Below are 20513 nucleotides of genomic sequence, written 5' to 3'. Positions count from 1 at the left end.
TACCTATTTTCCACGGCTAACACCGCGACTAGTGCGGCTGCTTGAGTTACGGAAACTGCTGTCTTTTGAATAGCTCGAACGAAATTTTCTACTCGCGCTCTGAGTGGTACTACTGGCTTTGGGTGCGCTAGCACTTTGACGCGACAAGCTTGTAGAACCTGTTCGAGTTTTTGCATAAGGGCTGTCAAATCGCTTCCCCTGGCTGTCAAAACGTTTCTTGGTTTGTTCAAAGGTTTTTGCTTGCGAAGTGGCTTGTTTTGGAGAGGTATAACGGTAACGTCCTACATCATTATAATAGCTGTAACCACGGTTACCCGCCCAACGGTCGTAACTTGTTGGACGAGTGAAGTTAGAAAACATCGCATACATGCCATACCAAGCCCAAATCGATGTGCCACTTGAATTGTTTTGCCAGCTACCATAAGCAGGATTACCCACTAGCTGGCTGCCTGCACCACCGACGTCGGTTCCATTCGCGAGCGCTTCGGCTTCACGGCTGATTGCATTGACTCTGGCCAGTTGGCCATTAGACATATCAGCGACAACATTGACCGGATCAGACAGCATATCATTATACAAACTGCTGTCTGCAGCTTGATAAACATTTTGGGCTTCAGCCAGTTGCTGGTCTAAATCAATAAAGTTAGCGCTATCGTTTAAGTCTTTATAACGACGCGTTAATGACTGAAACATTGGACCTTCAGTGCCGGCATCTTTTGCCAACTCTTCGAGTAAAGGTGTTAAGTCTGATTGGCGCTGAGCGAGAATACTGGTGTATTGTTTAAGTAACGTCGCATTACGCAGCTGATTGTTGTCGAGTGAACTGGCCAACAGATCAAGACGTTGTTGGGTCAGTTGCTGGTACTTAGCAATTTGTTCCGGTCGGTCGTCACCGCAACCGCTAAGGGCTAACGTGGCAAACAATACCGTTATCAATATGAGTACACGGGGGAGGTGACCTACCATGTTTTCTCCAAAATGTAGATTTTTCATGTGCTAATTCAATATGACACAGGTTATAGTAATCTGGGTATCAATGATATTAATCTGATCATTTTACTGACTAATAGATATACCATTCACGACATAATATGTCCAACGTTCATTTTCTTTAGGGATCATTATTGCCATGCAAAACCAAGGTAACAAGGTATTATCTGCCGCTATGTTAGACAGCGCAGATCGTTACTGGTTAAGACTCTGCGACAGTTGGCCTGAGGCTAAAACCGCACTGCCCCCCTCGCAGCAGCAAGAGCTAAAAGTCGTATTTGGCTTGAGTGATTATATTGCTGAGCAACTTTGTCGTCATCCAGAATGGATTGTGCAGTTATTTGATGGCCTATTAGATGATGTGGTGCGCAGTGATTTTGATGCTCAGTTACATTCGCTGTTAGTTGAGTTAACTCAAGAAGAGCAGGTTAAGTCAGCCTTACGTTGTTATCGTAATCTACAAATGGTGCGTTTAGCATGGCGTGATTTTTTAAATTACACCCCAGTAGAAGAATCTCTACTCGATTTATCAGCACTGGCCGAAGCATTGGTTATTGCTGGACGAGATTGGTTATATCAAGAAATGTGTCAGCAATATGGTACCCCCATGAGTGCCGAAGGTAAGCCGCAACCTTTATTAATTTTAGGTATGGGTAAACTGGGTGGCCGTGAACTTAATTTTTCATCTGACATTGATTTAATTTTTACCTTTCCAGAGCATGGTGACACGGTAGGTGGAAGACGTACTCAGGCCAATCAACAATTCTTTATTCGCATGGGCCAACGCTTGGTAAATTTACTCGACCAAGTGACGGTTGATGGATTTGTATTTCGTGTTGATATGCGTTTACGGCCTTACGGAGAAAGTGGTCCGTTAGTCGTCAGTTTCAGTGGTCTAGAAGATTATTACCAAGAACAAGGTCGCGATTGGGAACGCTACGCCATGGTTAAAGCTCGTGTATTGGGCCCTTGGTCTGGCTATTGTGACGAGCTACATGATTTATTACGCCCATTTGTATATCGCCGTTATATTGATTTTTCTGCGATTGAATCACTACGTAAAATGAAGCAACTTATTGCTCAAGAAGTCAGGCGTCGCCAGTTAACCGATAACATTAAGTTGGGCGCGGGAGGGATCCGCGAGGTCGAATTCGTAGTGCAAAGTTTTCAGTTGATCCGTGGCGGCCGCGAACCCGCATTGCGGCAACAAAGTTTATTTGGTGCCATTGATACCTTGTACAGCCTTGGGCAGTTGGAATATTTAGCGGTTGATGAGCTTAAACATAGCTATATTCTTTTGCGTCGGGTGGAGAATTTATTACAAGCTATAGATGATAAACAAACACAAACTCTGCCCAACAATGAGCTTGATTGGCAGCGGCTCTGTTATCCATTAGATATTGAAAACGAAACAGAACTTCGTCAAAAGATTAATACTGCGATGGCTACCATTCACGGCCATTTTAATGCCACGGTCGGTGGCACTGACAGTCACGAACAGAATGATCATTGGACATCATTATTTTGGAATGTGCAGCAAGATGAAGACGCTAATGCCTTGCTGCAAGAACAACAAATCGATGATAGCGAATTATGGCCGTTATTAAGTGAATGGCATCAAATGGTGTCAAAACGTTCTATCGGACCTCGAGGGCGTGAAACCTTAGACAAATTAATGCCTAAATTACTCGAGGAATTGGTTAATCAGGCGAAACCGAGTCAAGCTTTTAAGCCCGTTGCCAACGTGCTAGATAAAATATTAACTCGAACCACTTACCTTGAGCTTTTATGTGAAAACCCGGGTGCCAGACAACAATTAGTCAGTTTATGTTGTGCAAGCCCCTGGATTGCGCGTGAGCTAGCTAATTTTCCTATGTTGCTCGATGAGCTTATTGACCCGTCGCAACTGTATGACATCACTTCGATTGATGATTATCCGAGCGAATTACGCCAATATTTATTACGAGTACCAGAAGATGACATGGAGCAGCAAATGGAAGCGCTGCGCCAGTTTAAATTGTCTCAACAACTCAAGATTGCTGCGGCTGATGTCACAGGCGTTTTACCTGTCATGCAGGTCAGCGATCATTTAACCTTTTTAGCCGAAGCTATTATTGAGCAAGTCGTGCTGCAAGCTTGGCATCAGGTGGCGTCTCGCCATGGCACGCCTAAGGGAACAAGCCCAAGTAATATGGGGTTTGCAGTGATTGGGTACGGTAAGCTTGGCGGTATTGAACTGGGTTATGGTTCTGATTTAGATTTGGTTTTCTTACACGGTCACAGCGGTTCTGGGAGTACAGATGGCGAACGATCTATTGATAATGGCCATTTTTACCTAAAGCTTGCTCAGCGTGTGGTGCATTTATTTGCTACCCGCACCACGTCTGGTGAATTATATGAAGTTGATATGCGTTTACGCCCATCGGGTGCATCAGGCTTATTAGTTAGTGAAATTGAGCATTTTGGTGCTTATTTGCAGCAAGAGGCTTGGACCTGGGAGCATCAAGCTTTAGTGCGCGCTCGTTTTGTGTTTGGTGATTATTCACTTGCGGGTCGTTTTAGTGAACTACGTGCGCAAGTGTTGCAAATTGAGCGCGATAAAGTGGAGTTGGCTAAAGCTGTTAGGGATATGCGCACAAAAATGCGCGAGCATTTACTTCAAGCAGAAGCAACAATATTTGATTTAAAACAGAGCGCAGGTGGTATTGCGGACATTGAATTTATAGCCCAGTATTTAGTCTTAGCCTATGCGAATCAATATCACGAGTTAACTATTTGGTCTGATAATGTGCGCATTTTTGAAGTGTTAGCCGAGTTGGAATTATTGCCGGTAATGCAAGCTCAGCATTTAACTCAAACTTACTGTTGGCTGCGTGATGAGAATCATGAACTGACCTTACAGCAATTGCCCGGTAAATTACCGCAGCAAAGCGTGCAACCCAAAACTGATAGCGTCATTGAAATTTATAATAATATTTTACACATTTGATACTAAATGAAGTGGTTAAGATCGATATTTAGTTCTATAACTGTCTTATTAAACTGGTGTTATTTGATTAAGTTGGACTTTTAATGCTTCTGGCTCCGATACCTGAAAATGAGCATACTCGACTCGAAACGCTTCGAGGATTAAATATGCTCGATACCGCAGCTGAAGATCGCTTTGATCGTGTCACTCGGCTAGCAAAACGCTTATTTTCAGTATCGATTAGCGTGATAAGTTTAATTGATGCCGATCGTCAATGGTTTAAATCCTCACAAGGATTAGATGTATGCGAAACCCAACGTGATATTTCTTTTTGTGGTCACGCCATTAATCAGCATGGCATTTTCATTGTACCTGATACGCTAAAAGATCAGCGTTTTGCCGACAACCCACTGGTACTCGGGCCACCTAATGTTCGATTTTATGCCGGTTATCCATTAACTATGCCTAATGGCGTGATAGTCGGAACCTTGTGTATTATTGATGACAAGCCGAGGTCCTTTTCTAAAGATGATGAAGCAACTTTAGAAGATCTTGGCAATATTGTTATAGATGAGCTGTTATCGATTAAACAAAATACTTTGGATGCGTTAACGGGTATTTTTAATCGTCGCGGCTTTGAGTTACTTTCTCATAGAACAATGGCCCGCAGTGATAAGCTCGGCTTTAACACCTGTTTGATTTTTTTAGATTTAAATGATTTTAAATCTATTAATGACGCATTTGGTCATGAAGAAGGAGATAACGCATTAAAAATCTTTGCCCGTTTATTAGTCAGCAGTTTTCGTGGCTCAGATATTATTGCGCGATTTGCTGGTGATGAATTTGTGGTATTGCTGAGTCAAACTGATGAAACTATTGTCAATGATGTATTACACAGGTTCCAGCAGTCTGTTGAGCAGCATAACCAGCACAATGCTAAACCTTACCAATTAACTTACAGCAAAGGTGTGGTGCATCGACAAGCAAATCAGGCACTATCCTTGTATGAATATTTGGTGACTGTCGATAAAGCCATGTTTGTTGACAAAGCAAAACATCACCAGAAAAACGAAACGGTAATTAAATAGCCTGTTACTCATGAATGATGCTGAATTACTCGCCGATAATGGATATATCCTTGTGCTTAATCTTAGTAAAAGCTGATGTCCTGTCACTACTATTATTTTTCATTTCAACTTACTCAATTATTAATTTATCTACACTCAGCAGATTACCTCTATCGATGGCTTAGCCTAATATCTAGTGAACGATAACGAACAAATTTCATTTAAAATCAAAGTTTTAATTGCGAGTACTGTCTCAAGCGATACCAGCATAGCCAAGCCAATATTGGCATAGGGTATTGCCGCCTTAATGGCTTCTTTTTGCGGCAATTTGATAAGTTGGCGTAGCATTGAATACACACGCAGAAGAATAATAAATCCAAGCGCAATAACAGACGGCATTTAGTGATCGCTAAATGACTTTTTTGCCTTGTCATGCCCTCTGTTATTCCTAGTATGAGCATTAACAAAGTGGATAAGGTTTCGCAGGTCGCCTTAGGGACTTTTAAATCTGACTTGATCAATCCTGCATTTAAACTGAGGACAAAAAAGCCATCATAGTACTAAGCATGTTATCGCTTCTATCTGTTATAAACTATGGTGATGCTGCCTTGTAGTCATAACAAAGTGAAATATTTTAAATCAAAATGGCGCAGTAATATTGAATAAATCTAGGCTGTTATAGTTATTAATAGCAGATCTGTGAAGTACTGATCTATTAAGTATTGCTAGCGTATAGTATCGTTGAATAAGAACATAGCAATATTAATGGTAGAGCCTGTAATGAAAAATGAAATTGATATTCATCGTGCGTTAAAAGTGTTTAACAAAGTCACTCAATATGGCGAAAAACGTGCGCTTGAAGATGGTCTTAGTGGCCATGATTATTGGTTGTGTGGTATTAGTGCCCAAACGGATCACGATGGCTACACCATTACCTTGTCTGATGCTCAAGTTAGTTTAACGGTGTTTTTTCACAATAAGTATCAATTCGAATATCCTACCAATGATGCGCTCGATAATTTTTTACGTCGATTTAATGACGTTGAAAATTTCCAAGCATCTTGAGTAAAGCATTAAGGTTATTAAGCACTCATAACCTTGCATCACATACTTTACGCCCATTGTTGCATTTCGATTAGGCGACTGTAAGTGCGTCTAAATTCAAATTGTAATGCCCCATCAATGTATAAATCTTCCAAGCTAAACCTGCTATTGAGGATTAACATCACTTTTTGATCGTATAGTTCATCAACTAAACTAATAAAGCGTCTGGTTGGATCATCCTCACTGGCATAGGACAGTTGTCGCTCGCCTGTGATGGTTGCTAGTGAACCATCTTCGGTGCCACGTGCTCTAATCCAGCTTCGTAGTTCTCCGCCTAATATCGGTACATCGCTGAGTAAGATATGGCTAAATTGTCCCGCGAGTTCAATATAATCTAATGCTGATCGTGGGCCCTGGCACAAGGCTGAAAAGGTAAACCAAGCAAGCTGGCCGTGTATAGCCATAATGGCAATGTCTCTATGGCATACCTCAATTGAATGTGGCAGGTTTTTGAGACTCGCATGGGGTTGTGGGTATTGTTGACATAACTGTTGAAAAACAACCTCGGGCGCCATTGATGATGGCTGTTTTAGCCAAGGTGGTGTAGTCGTTAATATGTTGGCGTTAGCGTGTAAACGATGATCAATTTGACCATTTAAATGGATTGATTCGGTATATTGTAGAAGCAGATCAATAGTGGGTAAAAAACGATCGCGCTGTAATCCGTTTTCATACAAGTCAACAATCGGCACATTTGACGTTGCAACTAAGGTCACTTCTGACTGAAATAATGTCTCAAATAATCGCCCAAGTAAAATGGCATCACCGATATCAGATACAAAAAATTCATCGAAGCAAATGACAGAATATTTGGCTGCAATTTGCTTAGCAATATGAGCTAATGGATCGCGGATCCCCGATGTTTGATTTAATTGCTGGTGGATCATAGCCATAAAACGATGAAAATGAAGACGTAATACGGTTTTATTTGCTTCAGACTGCGGGCTATATAGGTACTGCTCAGACAAACTTTGATAAAACAGATCCATCAGAAAGGTTTTCCCACGACCAACATCTCCCCACAAATATAAACCGCGGTTTTTTTTGTTAATTGATAGACATTGCTGATAGAGCGAATCTAAGGCGAGTACTGCTTGCTGTTGCGCAGGATCATCAAGCATGTTTTGTTTAATGCGCTGCTGATAGGCTTGTAATGGCGACATAACACTTAAGCTAAATTGTTGAGCTGAGTAGTATACCATTAACTGTTGCCTTTATTATGGTGCGTATTTCCTTTAAGCTCTTGTGACAAAAATAACAATCTATTAACTCTGAGCGTGAACCCTGAGTATTAATCCTAACAAGGACCCAGACATGAATCATAAAAATAAGGGGATGACCTATATTGGTGCGGATATGGCATTAGAAGGTAATGTACGTATTCAAGGTCCTGCAATGGTTGCTGGCCACACTAAAGGTACTATTAACTCTACTGATCAAATCAAAATTGAGCTGGGAGGCGTGATTGAGGGTGACGTTTTTTGCCAAGAGATGCGCGTGTCAGGATTATTTAAAGGCAAGTTACATTGCAATAAGTTAATTATTGTCAGCTCGGGTATTGTAGAAGGTGAAGTGTCGAGTCATCAGATGGAAATTTATGATGGCGGTCAATTCATCGGTATGCGCACTAAAGGTCCTGATGCATCGCAGTTACCACAAGCTGAAGCAGAGCAATCATCACATCAACAGGTGCAGCAGGCTAGTGTTACTCATTCGGTTTTTTCAGGGCGTAAATTCACTTATGCCGCAGTTGCGACTATTTTGATTATTGCCGGCACAATATTACAACCAACCATTAGCTCGGCATTAAATCGTGGTCAAATATTGTCATCTGACAACAATCAAGCCAGCGTAGAGCAATACTCACAATCAACTGCAACAGCAGAAGATGCAGAGGTATTATTTCAAGATATAGATCAACAGACTTCATTTGTCGATCAAGCTGAAGCATTGATGGGGGCTGGTCAAAGTGATATTAATGTGGCGATGGAAGATTTACATGAACTCGCTAAAACCAGTGAAGCTATGGGGGATAGCCAAACAGCGAGTGACGATGTCGAACAAATCGAGCCAGCGTTTGGCACGCCAGATAAGTAAGCATCTTTTTATTAAACCCATAAAAAAATGGTTTTATTAACCACAGTGTTTAGTGGAGTAATAAAACCATTTTATGCTGTTTTGATACAGCCAAATATTTTTATATTACTTATGGATTAATGCGAGTTGGCATACCTGTACGTTGCTCTAGCAATCGCTTTAATATAAATGAGTCAGTTTGTGGGTGAGCAACAAAGCGAGTGGTTTCTTTATCAAATGATAATGCTACCGGCTCAGTCGAATCAAACTCAGCTTGAGTGCGTGATAGCGGCTGATGAACTTCTAAATAACGATTACCATCAGGTTCTTCAGTCGCTTTAATGGGTTGGTTAATAAATTCAACACGAGTACCTACTGGCACGGTATTAAATAAATGTTCAATATCTTCATCGCGTAAACGAACACAACCAGAACTGACGCGTAAACCAATACCAAAGGTGGCGTTAGTGCCATGGATTGCATATAAGTTACCCACATACAGTGCGAACAAACCCATTGGATTATCAGCGCCTGCAGGCCATACCGCTGGTAATGTCACTCCTTTTGCTTCGTAAGATTTACGAATGTTAGCAGTTGGTGTCCACGTTGGGTTTGCGCGTTTACGTTGAATGGTTGTTACCCACTTTTCTGGAGTGTCTTTACCTATTTGGCCAATACCAATAGGCAATACTTCAACAATATCTTTTCCTTTTGGGAAATAATATAAACGCATTTCAGCGCTGTTTATCACTACGCCTTCACGTTTAGTGTTCGGCAAAATTAGCTGATGTGGGATTAATAAAGTGCTACCGGCTTTGGGTAAAAAAGGATCCACGCCAGGGTTTGCTTCTAATAAGTTAGTTAATCCGAGCTGAAATTTTGAGGCGATTTGTTCTAGGGTTAACTTGCCCTCAGGAACAACATAGTATTGATTTTCACCGACTAAATTGCTGCCTTTAGCAGGTAGACGATATTCAACAGCAGCACTCGAAAAACTGAGTACCATAGCCGTTGCTGCAATTAAAGTAGTGCGTAACGAATTCATCATAAGCGTTATATCATTCCAAAAACAGACGTTATACCAGTCAGACTACAATATCTTACCAAGTTTGACTATTTTGTACTGGTCATTAGTACATATTATTAGCGCGCATCCTCACTTATTACGCTTAATATTTCAACTGATTTTTTCCTGTTTCGTTATTTAAATCTTAAACGTTTAGTAAGCTGATGTAAGTTGTCTGGAGCGGTTGGCAACTGATGTTCTTTTAGCGCTAACTTATAACCTATTTGAGTGACTATTTTGTGGAAGAATGACTCTTAAATGGATTTTTTATAAGACTTAAGCTTATGGGTATTTTATGCAATCGGCCTTAACACCGTAAGCGATGATGCACACTTTCAGCCTCTTTAATTAACGATGCTGGGTTACGCTCCTATCGCATCTAAAAATATGTATTTGGATTTTTGCCTATATAGCTATCTCAGTATTTACCGAGGAAAATTGCAGTAAAAGATGTCCTCGATGAATCCCCAAAGTACGTACAAGACGACAGTAAAACCAGATACTAGTAAACATTTATTTAAATTAATGTTTATTTTTAATGTATATATCAATTGGTTATTTTTTTACTCTGCTTATTCCTCATCAAAATAAATTGTTGCACTTTTAGTTAGCATGCTAACCAGTTATAATGCTTAGCATGCTAACTAAGTGGTGACTTAATATGATTTCTACAGAATTAGAGCGATTAAAAGAGCTACATCTTGCTGAGCAACTCGGCCGGTTACATCGATTATGGCGCACTGTCGCAGATGTTGAATTAATTCCTTTAGGCTTAACTCATCCTCGCTGGACCGCGCTGTGGAAGCTATTACGCTTAGGCGATAACGTCAGTCAAAAAGTACTCGCCGACGCGTTAGAAATAGAATTGCCATCATTAATGCGCACTTTGGGTCAATTAGAAGAACATGGATATGTTAAAAGGCGTTGTTGCGATACTGATAAGCGAGCACGAATTGTCAGTTTGACCCCTCAGGGAACCGACATTCTGAAGCAAATAGAAACACGGATTATGCAAATCCGTGCTGAATTACTCAATGGCATTAGTCATCAAGAATTAAATGAATTTGAACGTGTGATCAGTCTGATTAGTGCTAATGCTATGGCTAAGCTTAATCAGACTGATGACCCTTTTAGTGAGAAGTAACATGACTCCAGATCAACAATTTGCCCGTCTCGTTAAAATATCGATTGCGATGTTTGTATTCGTATTCGGTTACTTTATGTTTGCCGATGCTGTCATGCCAATGACGCCACAAGCTATGGCAACACGGATGGTCACCAAGGTAACACCACAAGTCAGTGGAAAAATAGCCTCTATTAAGGTCGCAAATAACCAATTTGTGGCCGAAGGTGATGTGTTGTTTAGTATCGATTCAGCCTCTTATGAGTTAGCGGTTGAGCGAGCAACATTAGCCTTAGAGCAAGCAAAACAAGATAATGCAGAACTCGATGCATCGATATTAGCCGCCAAAGCCGACGTGCAAGCAAATCAAAGTAATGCACAGCAAAAAAGCAGCGAGGCAAAGCGTATTGATGCTCTTTATTCCACACGCGGTGTATCGCAGCAGTTAGCCGATCAAGCTCAAAATGATGCCGCAACCGCAGAAGCTAACTTACTTGCCGCTAAAGCTCGCTTAACTAAGTTAATCGTTAGTCGTGGGTTTAACGGCGCGGATAATTTAAAAGTTCGCCAAGCTCAAAATCATTTAGCTCAAGCCGAGTTAGACTTGTCATATACTCAAATTCGCGCAGATCAAAATGGGGTTGTCACTAACTTACAGTTAGAAGTCGGTAGCTTTGCTACAGTCGGTCAGCCTTTATTAGCACTCGTATCAGAAAACGTTGATATTATTGCTGATTTCAGAGAGAAAAGTTTACAAGGTATTGAGCCACAATCAATTGCGCTGGTTTCATTTGATGGCCAACCTGGCCATTTATACTCGGCTAAAGTGAGTTCTGTTGATGCAGGTGTGAGTGCCGGACAATTTGATGCCAATGGCCGCTTGGCTGATCCCCAAGAGTCGGTGCGATGGGTACGTGATGCCCAGCGCTTACGTTTACATTTAGAGCTCGATCAACAAGCCGTTAGCCTATTGCCTGCAGGGGCTCGCGCCACGGTGCAATTGGTGCCCAATAGCAGTTTTCTCGGTTTTTTGGCCAAGGTACAAATTAAAGTCATTAGTGTGCTGCACTATATTTATTAAATGAAGCATTAACTTCAATCATTATTTCCCTAATCCATACTTATAGCTGGTTACCACTTTTTAGTGTTGACTGAACAAACCATTTATTAGGGTGGGTGATTTAGGGTGCCGTATTCTCTCCAATGCGAAGGTATTTTACATGTTGCTACGCCACAGTCCTTTGACTACAAACGATTTACGTCAATGCCTTCGCATTGCAACAGGCGCAACGCTTGGGTTTGCTATTTGTAAATTTTTCGACCTAAGTTATGGAGTATTTTTTACCGTAACCCCAATGTTACTGTTGGGTTTAGTACCAGTGATGAATGCCCATGCAATGCGGCAACTATTAGCATCATCGGTGATGGCTGGAATTGAGGTGGGTATTCTAGGTGGTTTATTTGGTACTCATCCAGGCATGATCTTGCCAATTGTGTTTATACTTTTTCTGTATCGATTTGCGGCAATGTCACGAGGCAGTTTGTTTTTGTTCGGCGCTAACGGGGTGATCAGCTTAAGCATTATGCTGCACTTTGCCAGTTATCCGAGTGTCGATATTAATAATCTTATTTTTAATAATTTTTGGGCGACGGCAGCATCTGTCATCATTGCTTACGCTATGACCGCTCTTTGGCCAGATGTTGAACCACGTCCGCCAATGGCATCGGTTGCTAAAGCGTCTAATCGTATGCGTCATGAAGCATTACTCGGTGCATCAATTGCGACAGCATCATTTGTGGTTTTTCAGGTATTTAACTTGCGAGACTCTATGTCAGCTCAAGCCACCACCTTATTATTGTTATTCCCCATGCATTGGAATGGTGCACTCGGCTATGCCCGCAAGCGTGCTATCGGTACCCTACTTGGAGTGACCTTTGGTTTACTAGGGCAAGGGTTACTTTATGATTGGTCTGGGCAACTGATTTTTGTCATACCGCTATTGTGGATAGGCTTAATGTTATTTAGCCAAGTGCATGTGAGAGAGGCGAGTGGCTCAGGAGTGGGGTTTGGCGCCATGACCACATTAGGCATACTATTTGGCCAATATTTAACCCCCAATAACGATCTAGTATTTAGTGCTTTGTATCGAGTCAGTAGTATTCTAGTGGCAATAGTGGCAACTTTATTATTGTGTTATTTAGTGCATCGCTTATTGAATCAATTTGCAGCGACTCGATTTGGTTGAACGATAGATGTGTGCGGTAAATCGATCTAATTTGAGTATATTCGTTTATCGATATTATTCAGTAGTTAATTGATGATTTTAGCTGCAGCGTGCGGTTAGTTTTATAGACATAATTACTATAGACATTTGTTATATAAATGCTAATAGTAATGGATGGTATATAAAAAGGACTTAACATAATGAAACAAAATACTATTATTTTTAGCTTAATATTGAGCTTTCTCGCTTTCGCCCCATTTAAAAGCCAAGCAAATCAATTGCCTGAGTGTAACACTTCTGAATGTATTGAATACTTTAAAGCCTATCGAATTTTAACTAAACGAGGCCATTCCTCAGCGATGGCCATGTTAGCTGAATTCTATTATACCGGTTATGGTACCGATAAAGATTTAGACATGGCGTTAAAATGGTACCGACGTGCAGGTAAATATGGCGTACTGGATGCAAAATATAAAGCGGGCGTTTTGTATTTACAAGATACTCCTTTGAAAGATGTCGATGAAGGTGTTGAGTTTTTAAAGTACGCATCAAAGATGGGCCACTCTCAATCATCGTATTTATTGGGTAAAATGTATTTAGGTGGTGGCATGGTAGAACAAGATTTGGCACTTGCAGATCAATACCTTGCTAGAGCTTATGAAGAAAAGAATCTTGCCGCCAGAAATTATGGGCAAGTACTTTATCTGCATGAATCTACTAAAGATTTACCTCTGAGCAATCTTTATGCTTTAATTTCAAAAGATGTTGTCACGTTAACCCCTGAGAAAACGGGTTCAAATGAACAAACTGCAGCGATCATTTTTCCTCAAGGTGAAATGGAAACCATTGACGTACAAATGGATACATTTGAAGACATGTTTGGCTCGCATATCACACAGTTGAACCACATGATCCCTGACACATCAAAAGGCACTGGATCTAATATAGCCGGACAAACATGTGCAAAAATGTGGGGATGTAGTAGTGAAGGTGACGGTCAACGAATCCAGGATGTCATGTTATCTGATTGGGGCTTAGAAACACTTCAATTCAGACTTGAAGGTTCAATATTTATCATAAAATAATAGCTGAGCTAAATAGAATAATTAGTTTCAATGACAAACGCGTTATGTTGCAAGTATGACTAATGACAGAGCAATTGCAGGTTGTCGTTAATGTCATAATTAACACATTAACAAGCAGTTTGATCAGCGTTTATTTAACGCTGATATAAAAAAGTGACTCGTTTTGCATAAGCAAGAGTCACTTTTTATTTTACAAACGTCATAATGAATATGTTTTGCAATAGATTATTGCCAGCCAATTTTCCACTGTTGCGGATCTTTAAGGTTGCGCCAGTCAATAGCAAACTCTTGTGCATTCATTTCTGCCCTTATGATGCATTCAATGACGTTTTGCTGCTCGTCATATTCCACTTTACTGATGCTAAAATGCTTCAGTTTCTGAACCACGTTCACCTTGGTCCATTTGCTATTGAGTAATTTCTTAGGATGAATTGGGTTCATATTCGTTCTCCTATTCTCAGTATTTCGATGCCTATATTAATATTCATGTTATGGCTCATGACGTACCTAATCAGTACTGGTATTAATCATTGTGAGAGTGACTAACTAATAACTGCTGCAATTGGCTTAGATCATTGATAATAATATCGGCGAGATGTTGATATTCGCTATCAACCCCATGATTAATAAAACAAGCTATCATGCCGGCATTGTTAGCTGCCTGAATATCATATAAATAGTCGCCGACATAGATAATATGTTGCGGTGAAATTTGCCATTGAGTTGCTATCGCTAGCAGTGCATCCGGGGCCGGTTTTGCTGGATAATCTTCTCTGGTCAATACGTGATTGATGGCGATATTATTCTGTTTTACTTTCATTGCACTGGCGGCAAGGCTATTACGAGTCACTATAGCAGTGGGGAGTTTTGCCGCTTCAATAGCATTAATCAGCTCTGCCATGCCTTTAATCGGTTTGGCATTGATTGCATCTTGGTATTCATGATCAAGGATAATCTGATTGGCGCTGGCTTGAGTGTCTTTGCAGCTTAACTCGTCGACATATTTAAGGAGATCGATACTATCAGGACAACCAATTTGCTGACGAATTAAGTTAAAGTCTAAACTGGATTCAACTAAGGTACCGTCTAAGTCAAAAATAATACCTTTAATTTGCATTGGTAAATTCAATTAATACCCTTATCTAATTTATATTTATCGGTTAAATTGCATTGAGTGTAACTCAATTAAAAACGGACCTTGTTGTTTTTGTGCCACTAAAAAGCCAACCCGATCAATGTCATTAAAATCTAATGCTGGTGCATTTGCAACCTTACGTCCCCTGAAGTTAACGGTAAAATCAGCAGGGATAAAAGTATGTTGCGTTAGCGTATTTGGCCGAGTGGTAAAATTCGCTACATACGCTTCACCATACGATAAGTTGGGTGATTTTAGGCGTATTTGATATGTTTTACCATCGCCTTTAACTGTGAGACTAAGCTCTGATTGATCGATAATTGGATGCTTATAATTCGACTCTATCGATGCGAACCCGCCATTGTTTTCCAATGACACAGACCCTGTAAATAACAACACTTGCTGGTTAATTTCAACTTTGCTTTGTGAAATACCGCCCATTACAGTGTCATTATTGATTAACCATTTTGTAAAGTGACTCGGATCAGTAAAATGAAATAACATATTATCCTCACTGGCACTCCATGCGGGTTGGCCAAACATTAGTAAAATTCCTGCGACAGTTCGAATACCTATTGGTACTTTTCGGCTAATATGCCCGTCCTGTGTATTGAGTAATACCATCATATACTCCTATTCATTATCGTTCGATATATCGCTCCAAAGACCATAAAAAAATGGCTTATCAGGGTGAGGGATAAGCCATAAAGGGTCTTACGGAGGATAATGTTACTTACTGCATCGGGTCTTGCTACATGGGGTCTAACGTATCGGGCTTTGGTCTACCAGGTGTCATCTAACGGTTTAACTATTATTTATTACGCGTGCTATTCAATTTAGGTTCACTTATTTTACCGTTCTTTTTCAATGCCAGATCCTTCCCATCTGGGGGAGAGTTATATTCGACAAGTTGGGATCTTGTCAGTACCCTTGGTATAGGTTTTATTAAGTGGCTATTTATCTTCGATGATGAGCAATCATATCAACAGATGATAGACCTGAGGGACAAGATATTTTGGACGTAAACGGTGGGTTATCGACTCAGTCAGCCGCGCTTACCTTTAGTGTGGTAAGCATTAATTTATTTAATTTTATTGAACCGCCTTATGCTTTTTATGATTTTGAAAATATCTATAGTGATAAACAGTGGCAAAAAAAGTGTGCCTGGTTAAGTGATTTTATTAACCAATCTCAAGCTGACATTATTGCTTTTCAAGAAGTGTTTAGTCCCGATGCCTTAGCTGTGCTGACTAAGTCTCTGGGGTATGAATATTTTGTGGCACTAGATTTACCTGAAGTGGTTAGTGACTATGTGTATCGAAGTCCAGTCGTGGCGATTGCATCTAAGTATCCTATTATCGATTCGGTTAATGTCGTGCCAGATCCGCAATGGGTCAATCAATTAGGTTTAGCTGAGTCATTTAGTTTTAGCCGTAAACCACTTCGAGCAACCATACAGTTACCTATTTTTGGGCCATGTGATTGTTATGTGATTCATCTTAAGTCTAAGCGTAGCGGTGTCAGTCGCGACGATATCAGTGAAAGTGGTTTACATGGCGGTGCAGATTTTGTAGCAAGGCAAGTGCTTGGGCGCTGGGCATCGAGTTTACAGCGAGGCAGTGAATCGGCATTGTTGTGCCATCAAATGTTAATGAGACGACAACAAAGTCAGCAACCTTTCATGTTAATGGGTGACTTTAATGACACTATGGGGAGTGAACTCTTAGCCGCGTTTAATAATCAATTACGAGTGTTTCGCAGTGATATTGAAGACCCTGGGCTGGCTAAGTTAGGCGAAACGTCATTGATGGCTGAATTACACCAAAGCAGTTTGTTTGACAGCTATGAGTTGTTTATTGCCGCCACCAAGTGTAATGCGACCTTGGCCCAAGATGAGTTTGAATCAAGCGCATTAGTTGATGAGCAACCCCATTCGGTTAGACAGCCGACACATTACTATGGCAACAGTGGTTCTGTGCTTGATTACATATTAGTATCGAGTGAGTTTAATCCAACTCAGCAACAAAATCTTGCTCATATAATTGATTATAAAACGTTTGATCGCCATCTCGTTCGACCTGACTATGAACGCGATAGTGACAGTACAGACCATGCACCTGTGATGATGAGTTTTAGCGTACGCAGTTAATGATATTTATTATGTAATTTATCAAATGTTATAAAATCCACAGGCTCAGTATAGAGTTGTTTTATTGAGCTAATAAAAAAGCGCTGATATTTATCAGCGCTTTTTTTGTATTCACCCTATGGCTTCATCATTAAATGACTAATCCATTGATTGTTATTACGACTAGAGTAGCGGTTACTGCAATAGCAGTTTTATGTTTACGCAGCGCTGCTCTTCTTGACGGGTTTCAAGTAGGGCGCGGCGCGCGAGTTGTGATAAACCTGTTTGCGTATCTAGGACATCACTAATTGCATTAATGTTGCTTGCACTGCACTGCGTCGGGATCAGTGCCGCGGCAAAACTACGCATAAATACTGGTCCTTTATCGTCCATTAACGGTAGGTTAGCAAAGCGTTGTTCTGCGGTCGCCGCACTTAATAGCTTTTGCTCCGCAGGATAGAGGTTAAACATCGCAATACGGATCTTAGAGAAAGGCATAGTGTCATTATTCTCAATGGTATTTAACCATTGGCGTTTAAGCGCTGACTGCGGACGGATGGCTTCAGCTGCAATAGCTGCTTTTTCGCCGGAGTCAGATTGATCAAGATGTTTTTCTTGAGCAAGTAACGCTTGAGCGTCACCATAATCATAGCGGTTTAACTGGCGGATCATGGCCCAGCGCAAGTCTTGATCTATGCTTAACCCTTTAATATGGCTTTTACTTTGCAGTAAAGATTGAATATGTTTTAACGCCTCGCCGTGACTAGACAGGCTAATATAGGCATCGAACCAACGGCGTTGGAAGTCTCGGTTACGGTAGCTTTCCATGCTCATACGCAAGCTCATTTGGCTTAATGCCTTTGAGATTTTGCTGTTGTAACTTGCATGCATGGGCGCCATAAGATCAAGATAGTTTTTGGCTTGCTGAAGATTACCAAGCACTTGACCTAATATGGTGTAATCTTTTTCCAGTGGTGCATTAATTAATGCGATATTTAAGAACTGCTCCATTGATGTATTACCATCAATGACGCTGTCCCACATACTTTGCCACAACATTGAGCGTAATAACGGATCGCTCACTTGGCCGAGAGACTGCTTAGCGGTATTAAATGAACTCGTGTCTAACTCAACTTTTACAAATCCCCAGTCGTCATAGTTTGGATAGACTAAATCTGGGCAAACCTCGCCGATTAACTGATCAACTTTGGTGTAAGCGCCTTTATAGGTAACCGCGATGACTTGTTGTTTTTCAAGTTCGTACCTGTTTTTGTTAAATAGCCCAATTTGAACACGTTGCTCGCGTAGCGTAGGAAATTGGCTATCTGCTGTTTGTACTAAAGCGAATGAGTTAATTTGTCCACCTTTGCAAGTGTACTGGGCTTTGATGGTATTGACCCCTGCGGCATACAACCATTCTTTGGTCCATTGGGATAAATCTCGACCACTGGCAGTAGCTAGACTATTGATAAAGTCATTGAGCTCAGCATTTTGATAGCTATATTGTGTAAGATATTGGCTTACACCACGGCGAAAAATGTCTTCACCGAGCAAGTGACGTAATTGCTTAATGGTTGATGCGCCTTTTTGATAAGTAATGGCATCGATGTTATCAAAGGCATTTTTGCTGGTGGCCACAGGTACTTCAATAGGATGGGTCGTGACTAAGCTGTCTTGATGGTAAGCTGCTTGCTTACCTTTAGCATAAAAGCTACGCCATGCATTGCTAAACTCGGTTGCTTCGCTGGTAGCAAGGGTGCCCATAAACGAGGCAAAGCTTTCATTTAACCATAAGCCATTCCACCATTTCATTGTCACTAAGTCGCCAAACCATTGGTGCGCCATTTCGTGCATGATAACGCCGGCTAACCGTTCTTTTTGTTCAGCAGTCATTGCGGCATTAAATAAGAAACGGTCTTCTGAAAAGGTAATTGCCCCAGCATTTTCCATTGCACCGTAAAGGAAGTCAGGCACCAATACTTGGTCGTATTTTTTAAACGGGTATGCAATACCAAAGTAGCGATCAAAAAAGTCTAACCCTTGTTTGGTGTAAGTAAACCAATCTTGTGGTGAAACTTGATCCGCTACTGATTGACGCGAAAACAAGCGCATTGGATAACGGCCTGAGTTGTCTTCCCAAACATGGTATGGACCAGCGTGCATAGAAAAGTTATAGGGGCTCAACTTAGGCGTGGCAGGGAAGGTCCATAAGTTGGTTTCACCTTGGTCGACGATATTGGTTTCACGCATAGCACTGATCACTTGCCAGTCTTTGGGGGCATGAACATTGATTTGATAGCTGGCTTTAAGGTCGGGTTGATCAAATACGGCAAACATTTGTTGAGCAGCCGCAGGTTCAAAATGCGAGTACAAGTAAACTTTACCGTCTACGGGATCGACAAAACGATGTAAGCCTTCACCATTGGTGCTGTGCTCGCGAGTAAACTCGACTTCTACGGTATTGTGGCCATCTACTAGTAGGCTTTGATTTAGTACAATATAAGCACCATTGTAATTAGGATATACCTTAGTACCGTTAATGATAAATTGTTTGATATTGGCTTTATTAAGGTCGAGCGTAAGCGCTTTTGGCACGCTGCTTAAGTCAAAGTTAACAACTGATTTTGCACTGAATTGACTATGTTCACTCAGAAAGAAAGTGAGCTCATATTGCGCATTTGATATCACACTGGATCTAGCTTGCGCTTGTTCTTGGCTAATGTAGGCAGAGCCATCCCGTTGAAAGGCGGTGGTGGATATTGAGCTACTGCAGCTAATAACGCTAGCACAACATAATGCGATGAGACTGGTTTTAATAACCCGAGGACTAAACAATTCAGTGGATAACAATTTCACGTTAGTGTTCCTAACTTATTATTAGATTAATGAAAAAGCCGACAACAATGTCGGCTTTAATGCTATAGGTTGTGACTTATAAACCTAAAAATGACTTTGATTTCATTTTACGGATTTCTTTTTCATCAGACCATTCAATTAAACCTGTTTCAAGATCCATTAAACGCATGGTCATCTTGTAATAAACGTCTTTGGTGCTGCCATCTTGTTTAACAATGCTCGACAAGTTGCCATAAAGCATATATTGCGCGCCAATTTGGCGACCAAATTTAATCGCAGTAGATGGATCGACCATGCCCGCATTGTTTTGATAATCGAGTTGTTTGCGAACAGTATCAACCTTAGTCATATCAATAAAACGGAACTTACCAGAGCGTAATAGCTTGTTGCTAATGCTATCGGTTACCGATTCAGTATCAATATGCTCAGAAGTTTTATTTTTAATTTTATCCACAAATACAATCGGACGGTTGCTCTGCGTCATTACCACCACTGGTGGGAATGCCATCATGCTGTCGACCATTTTAGCTGCAATAGCTTGAAGATCGGTGGAGCCGAAGTTCTCGTTAACGGTTTCAACTTCAGTAGCGTCGCCATACTCTACTTTAGATTGACAGGCGCTCAGCCCCATCACTGCTGCGAGTATCAATATCAGTTTCAAATTTTTCATAGTAAATTCCATTAGTGATG

At 40.9% G+C, this 20513-nt stretch carries 18 protein-coding genes; 9 read left to right on the top strand and 9 right to left on the bottom strand.

All coding sequences use genetic code 11. The features are described from left to right. Positions 1–3: 3 nt before the first annotated feature. Positions 4–966 (bottom strand): hypothetical protein, encoded by a 963-nt coding sequence (locus H5164_RS06400; protein ID WP_182755317.1) that lies wholly within the window; start codon positions 964–966, stop codon positions 4–6. Positions 967–1129: 163 nt separating this feature from the next. Here H5164_RS06400 and glnE point away from each other — a divergent pair, with 163 nt between their 5' ends. Both glnE and H5164_RS06390 read left to right on the top strand, forming a co-directional pair. Then, the gene (glnE, locus tag H5164_RS06395; protein ID WP_182755315.1) at positions 1130–3979 is read left to right on the top strand and encodes a bifunctional [glutamate--ammonia ligase]-adenylyl-L-tyrosine phosphorylase/[glutamate--ammonia-ligase] adenylyltransferase; all 2850 of its coding nucleotides are present in this window, start codon (positions 1130–1132) and stop codon (positions 3977–3979) included. An 83-nt stretch (positions 3980–4062) separates the two neighbouring features. Further along, complete coding sequence (locus H5164_RS06390; protein WP_182755313.1) at positions 4063–5046, top strand: sensor domain-containing diguanylate cyclase; 984 nt, start codon at positions 4063–4065, stop codon at positions 5044–5046. A 206-nt stretch (positions 5047–5252) separates the two neighbouring features. Here H5164_RS06390 and H5164_RS06385 read toward each other — a convergent pair whose 3' ends face one another. After that, a complete protein-coding gene (locus H5164_RS06385) occupies positions 5253–5546 on the bottom strand; it encodes a sodium-dependent bicarbonate transport family permease (protein WP_182755312.1) in 294 nt (97 codons plus the stop codon). Positions 5547–5805: 259 nt separating this feature from the next. Here H5164_RS06385 and H5164_RS06380 point away from each other — a divergent pair, with 259 nt between their 5' ends. Continuing rightward, entirely contained in the window at positions 5806–6090 is a 285-nt protein-coding gene (locus tag H5164_RS06380) for a DUF3081 domain-containing protein (RefSeq protein WP_165870174.1), read from the top strand. Between the two features lie 47 nt (positions 6091–6137). Here the strand turns inward: H5164_RS06380 and zapE are convergent, their stop codons facing one another. Next, positions 6138–7331: a cell division protein ZapE gene (gene zapE / locus H5164_RS06375; RefSeq protein WP_182755310.1), complete on the bottom strand. Its 1194-nt coding sequence runs from the start codon at positions 7329–7331 to the stop codon at positions 6138–6140. A 112-nt stretch (positions 7332–7443) separates the two neighbouring features. On the opposite strand from zapE, the gene H5164_RS06370 reads away from it, so the two are divergent. Further along, complete coding sequence (locus H5164_RS06370) at positions 7444–8226, top strand: polymer-forming cytoskeletal protein (RefSeq protein ID WP_182755308.1); 783 nt, start codon at positions 7444–7446, stop codon at positions 8224–8226. A 109-nt stretch (positions 8227–8335) separates the two neighbouring features. On the opposite strand, the gene H5164_RS06365 is transcribed toward H5164_RS06370, so the two are convergent. Further along, complete coding sequence (locus tag H5164_RS06365; RefSeq protein WP_124018098.1) at positions 8336–9250, bottom strand: L,D-transpeptidase family protein; 915 nt, start codon at positions 9248–9250, stop codon at positions 8336–8338. A gap of 685 nt (positions 9251–9935) precedes the next feature. Here H5164_RS06365 and slyA point away from each other — a divergent pair. The 4 genes from slyA to H5164_RS06345 all read left to right on the top strand — a co-directional run bounded on the left by slyA (position 9936) and on the right by H5164_RS06345 (position 13704). After that, positions 9936–10415 carry a transcriptional regulator SlyA gene (gene slyA, locus H5164_RS06360; RefSeq protein WP_182755618.1) on the top strand — a complete coding sequence of 160 codons (480 nt, stop codon included), beginning with the start codon at positions 9936–9938 and terminating at the stop codon, positions 10413–10415. 1 nt (position 10416) lies between these two features. Further along, complete coding sequence (locus H5164_RS06355) at positions 10417–11475, top strand: HlyD family secretion protein (protein ID WP_124018076.1); 1059 nt, start codon at positions 10417–10419, stop codon at positions 11473–11475. Between the two features lie 139 nt (positions 11476–11614). Beyond that, positions 11615–12640, top strand: coding sequence for a DUF2955 domain-containing protein (locus H5164_RS06350; protein WP_124018075.1), 1026 nt, complete (start codon positions 11615–11617; stop codon positions 12638–12640). A gap of 179 nt (positions 12641–12819) precedes the next feature. Continuing rightward, positions 12820–13704 (top strand): tetratricopeptide repeat protein, encoded by an 885-nt coding sequence (locus H5164_RS06345; protein ID WP_220487507.1) that lies wholly within the window; start codon positions 12820–12822, stop codon positions 13702–13704. Between the two features lie 225 nt (positions 13705–13929). On the opposite strand, the gene H5164_RS06340 is transcribed toward H5164_RS06345, so the two are convergent. The 3 genes from H5164_RS06340 to H5164_RS06330 all read right to left on the bottom strand — a co-directional run bounded on the left by H5164_RS06340 (position 13930) and on the right by H5164_RS06330 (position 15466). Further along, positions 13930–14145, bottom strand: coding sequence for a TIGR02450 family Trp-rich protein (locus H5164_RS06340; protein WP_124018073.1), 216 nt, complete (start codon positions 14143–14145; stop codon positions 13930–13932). An 82-nt stretch (positions 14146–14227) separates the two neighbouring features. Next, on the bottom strand, positions 14228–14833 hold the full coding sequence (locus tag H5164_RS06335; protein ID WP_124018072.1) for an HAD family hydrolase: 606 nt from the start codon (positions 14831–14833) through the stop codon (positions 14228–14230). A gap of 24 nt (positions 14834–14857) precedes the next feature. Further along, the gene (locus tag H5164_RS06330; protein ID WP_124018071.1) at positions 14858–15466 is read right to left on the bottom strand and encodes a CIA30 family protein; all 609 of its coding nucleotides are present in this window, start codon (positions 15464–15466) and stop codon (positions 14858–14860) included. A gap of 388 nt (positions 15467–15854) precedes the next feature. Here H5164_RS06330 and H5164_RS06325 point away from each other — a divergent pair, with 388 nt between their 5' ends. Continuing rightward, entirely contained in the window at positions 15855–16988 is a 1134-nt protein-coding gene (locus H5164_RS06325) for an endonuclease/exonuclease/phosphatase family protein (protein ID WP_182755306.1), read from the top strand. 174 nt (positions 16989–17162) lie between these two features. Here H5164_RS06325 and pepN read toward each other — a convergent pair whose 3' ends face one another. Together pepN and lpoB are read right to left on the bottom strand one after the other, a co-directional pair. Then, positions 17163–19823: an aminopeptidase N gene (gene pepN, locus H5164_RS06320; RefSeq protein ID WP_182755304.1), complete on the bottom strand. Its 2661-nt coding sequence runs from the start codon at positions 19821–19823 to the stop codon at positions 17163–17165. A 76-nt stretch (positions 19824–19899) separates the two neighbouring features. Beyond that, positions 19900–20493: a penicillin-binding protein activator LpoB gene (gene lpoB, locus H5164_RS06315; protein ID WP_182696671.1), complete on the bottom strand. Its 594-nt coding sequence runs from the start codon at positions 20491–20493 to the stop codon at positions 19900–19902. Positions 20494–20513 lie beyond the last annotated feature (20 nt).

Origin of the sequence: Shewanella sp. SG41-3 (genome assembly GCF_014164545.1) — a bacterium.
Lineage (GTDB): Bacteria > Pseudomonadota > Gammaproteobacteria > Enterobacterales > Shewanellaceae > Shewanella > Shewanella vesiculosa.
Note: the sequence above shows the minus strand (reverse complement) of the source record. Positions and strands in the feature narration are given on the sequence as shown.

Excerpts from the sequence above, each read along its gene's own strand:
- H5164_RS06355 (WP_124018076.1), top strand. The coding sequence starts at position 10,417 with ATGACTCCAGATCAACAATTTGCCCGTCTCGTTAAAATATCGATTGCG.
- H5164_RS06390 (WP_182755313.1), top strand. The coding sequence starts at position 4,063 with ATGCTTCTGGCTCCGATACCTGAAAATGAGCATACTCGACTCGAAACG.
- H5164_RS06370 (WP_182755308.1), top strand. The coding sequence starts at position 7,444 with ATGAATCATAAAAATAAGGGGATGACCTATATTGGTGCGGATATGGCA.
- zapE (WP_182755310.1), bottom strand. The coding sequence starts at position 7,331 with ATGGTATACTACTCAGCTCAACAATTTAGCTTAAGTGTTATGTCGCCA.
- H5164_RS06380 (WP_165870174.1), top strand. The coding sequence starts at position 5,806 with ATGAAAAATGAAATTGATATTCATCGTGCGTTAAAAGTGTTTAACAAA.
- H5164_RS06400 (WP_182755317.1), bottom strand. The coding sequence starts at position 966 with ATGGTAGGTCACCTCCCCCGTGTACTCATATTGATAACGGTATTGTTT.
- lpoB (WP_182696671.1), bottom strand. The coding sequence starts at position 20,493 with ATGAAAAATTTGAAACTGATATTGATACTCGCAGCAGTGATGGGGCTG.
- H5164_RS06350 (WP_124018075.1), top strand. The coding sequence starts at position 11,615 with ATGTTGCTACGCCACAGTCCTTTGACTACAAACGATTTACGTCAATGC.
- H5164_RS06345 (WP_220487507.1), top strand. The coding sequence starts at position 12,820 with ATGAAACAAAATACTATTATTTTTAGCTTAATATTGAGCTTTCTCGCT.
- H5164_RS06330 (WP_124018071.1), bottom strand. The coding sequence starts at position 15,466 with ATGATGGTATTACTCAATACACAGGACGGGCATATTAGCCGAAAAGTA.
- glnE (WP_182755315.1), top strand. The coding sequence starts at position 1,130 with ATGCAAAACCAAGGTAACAAGGTATTATCTGCCGCTATGTTAGACAGC.
- H5164_RS06340 (WP_124018073.1), bottom strand. The coding sequence starts at position 14,145 with ATGAACCCAATTCATCCTAAGAAATTACTCAATAGCAAATGGACCAAG.
- H5164_RS06365 (WP_124018098.1), bottom strand. The coding sequence starts at position 9,250 with ATGAATTCGTTACGCACTACTTTAATTGCAGCAACGGCTATGGTACTC.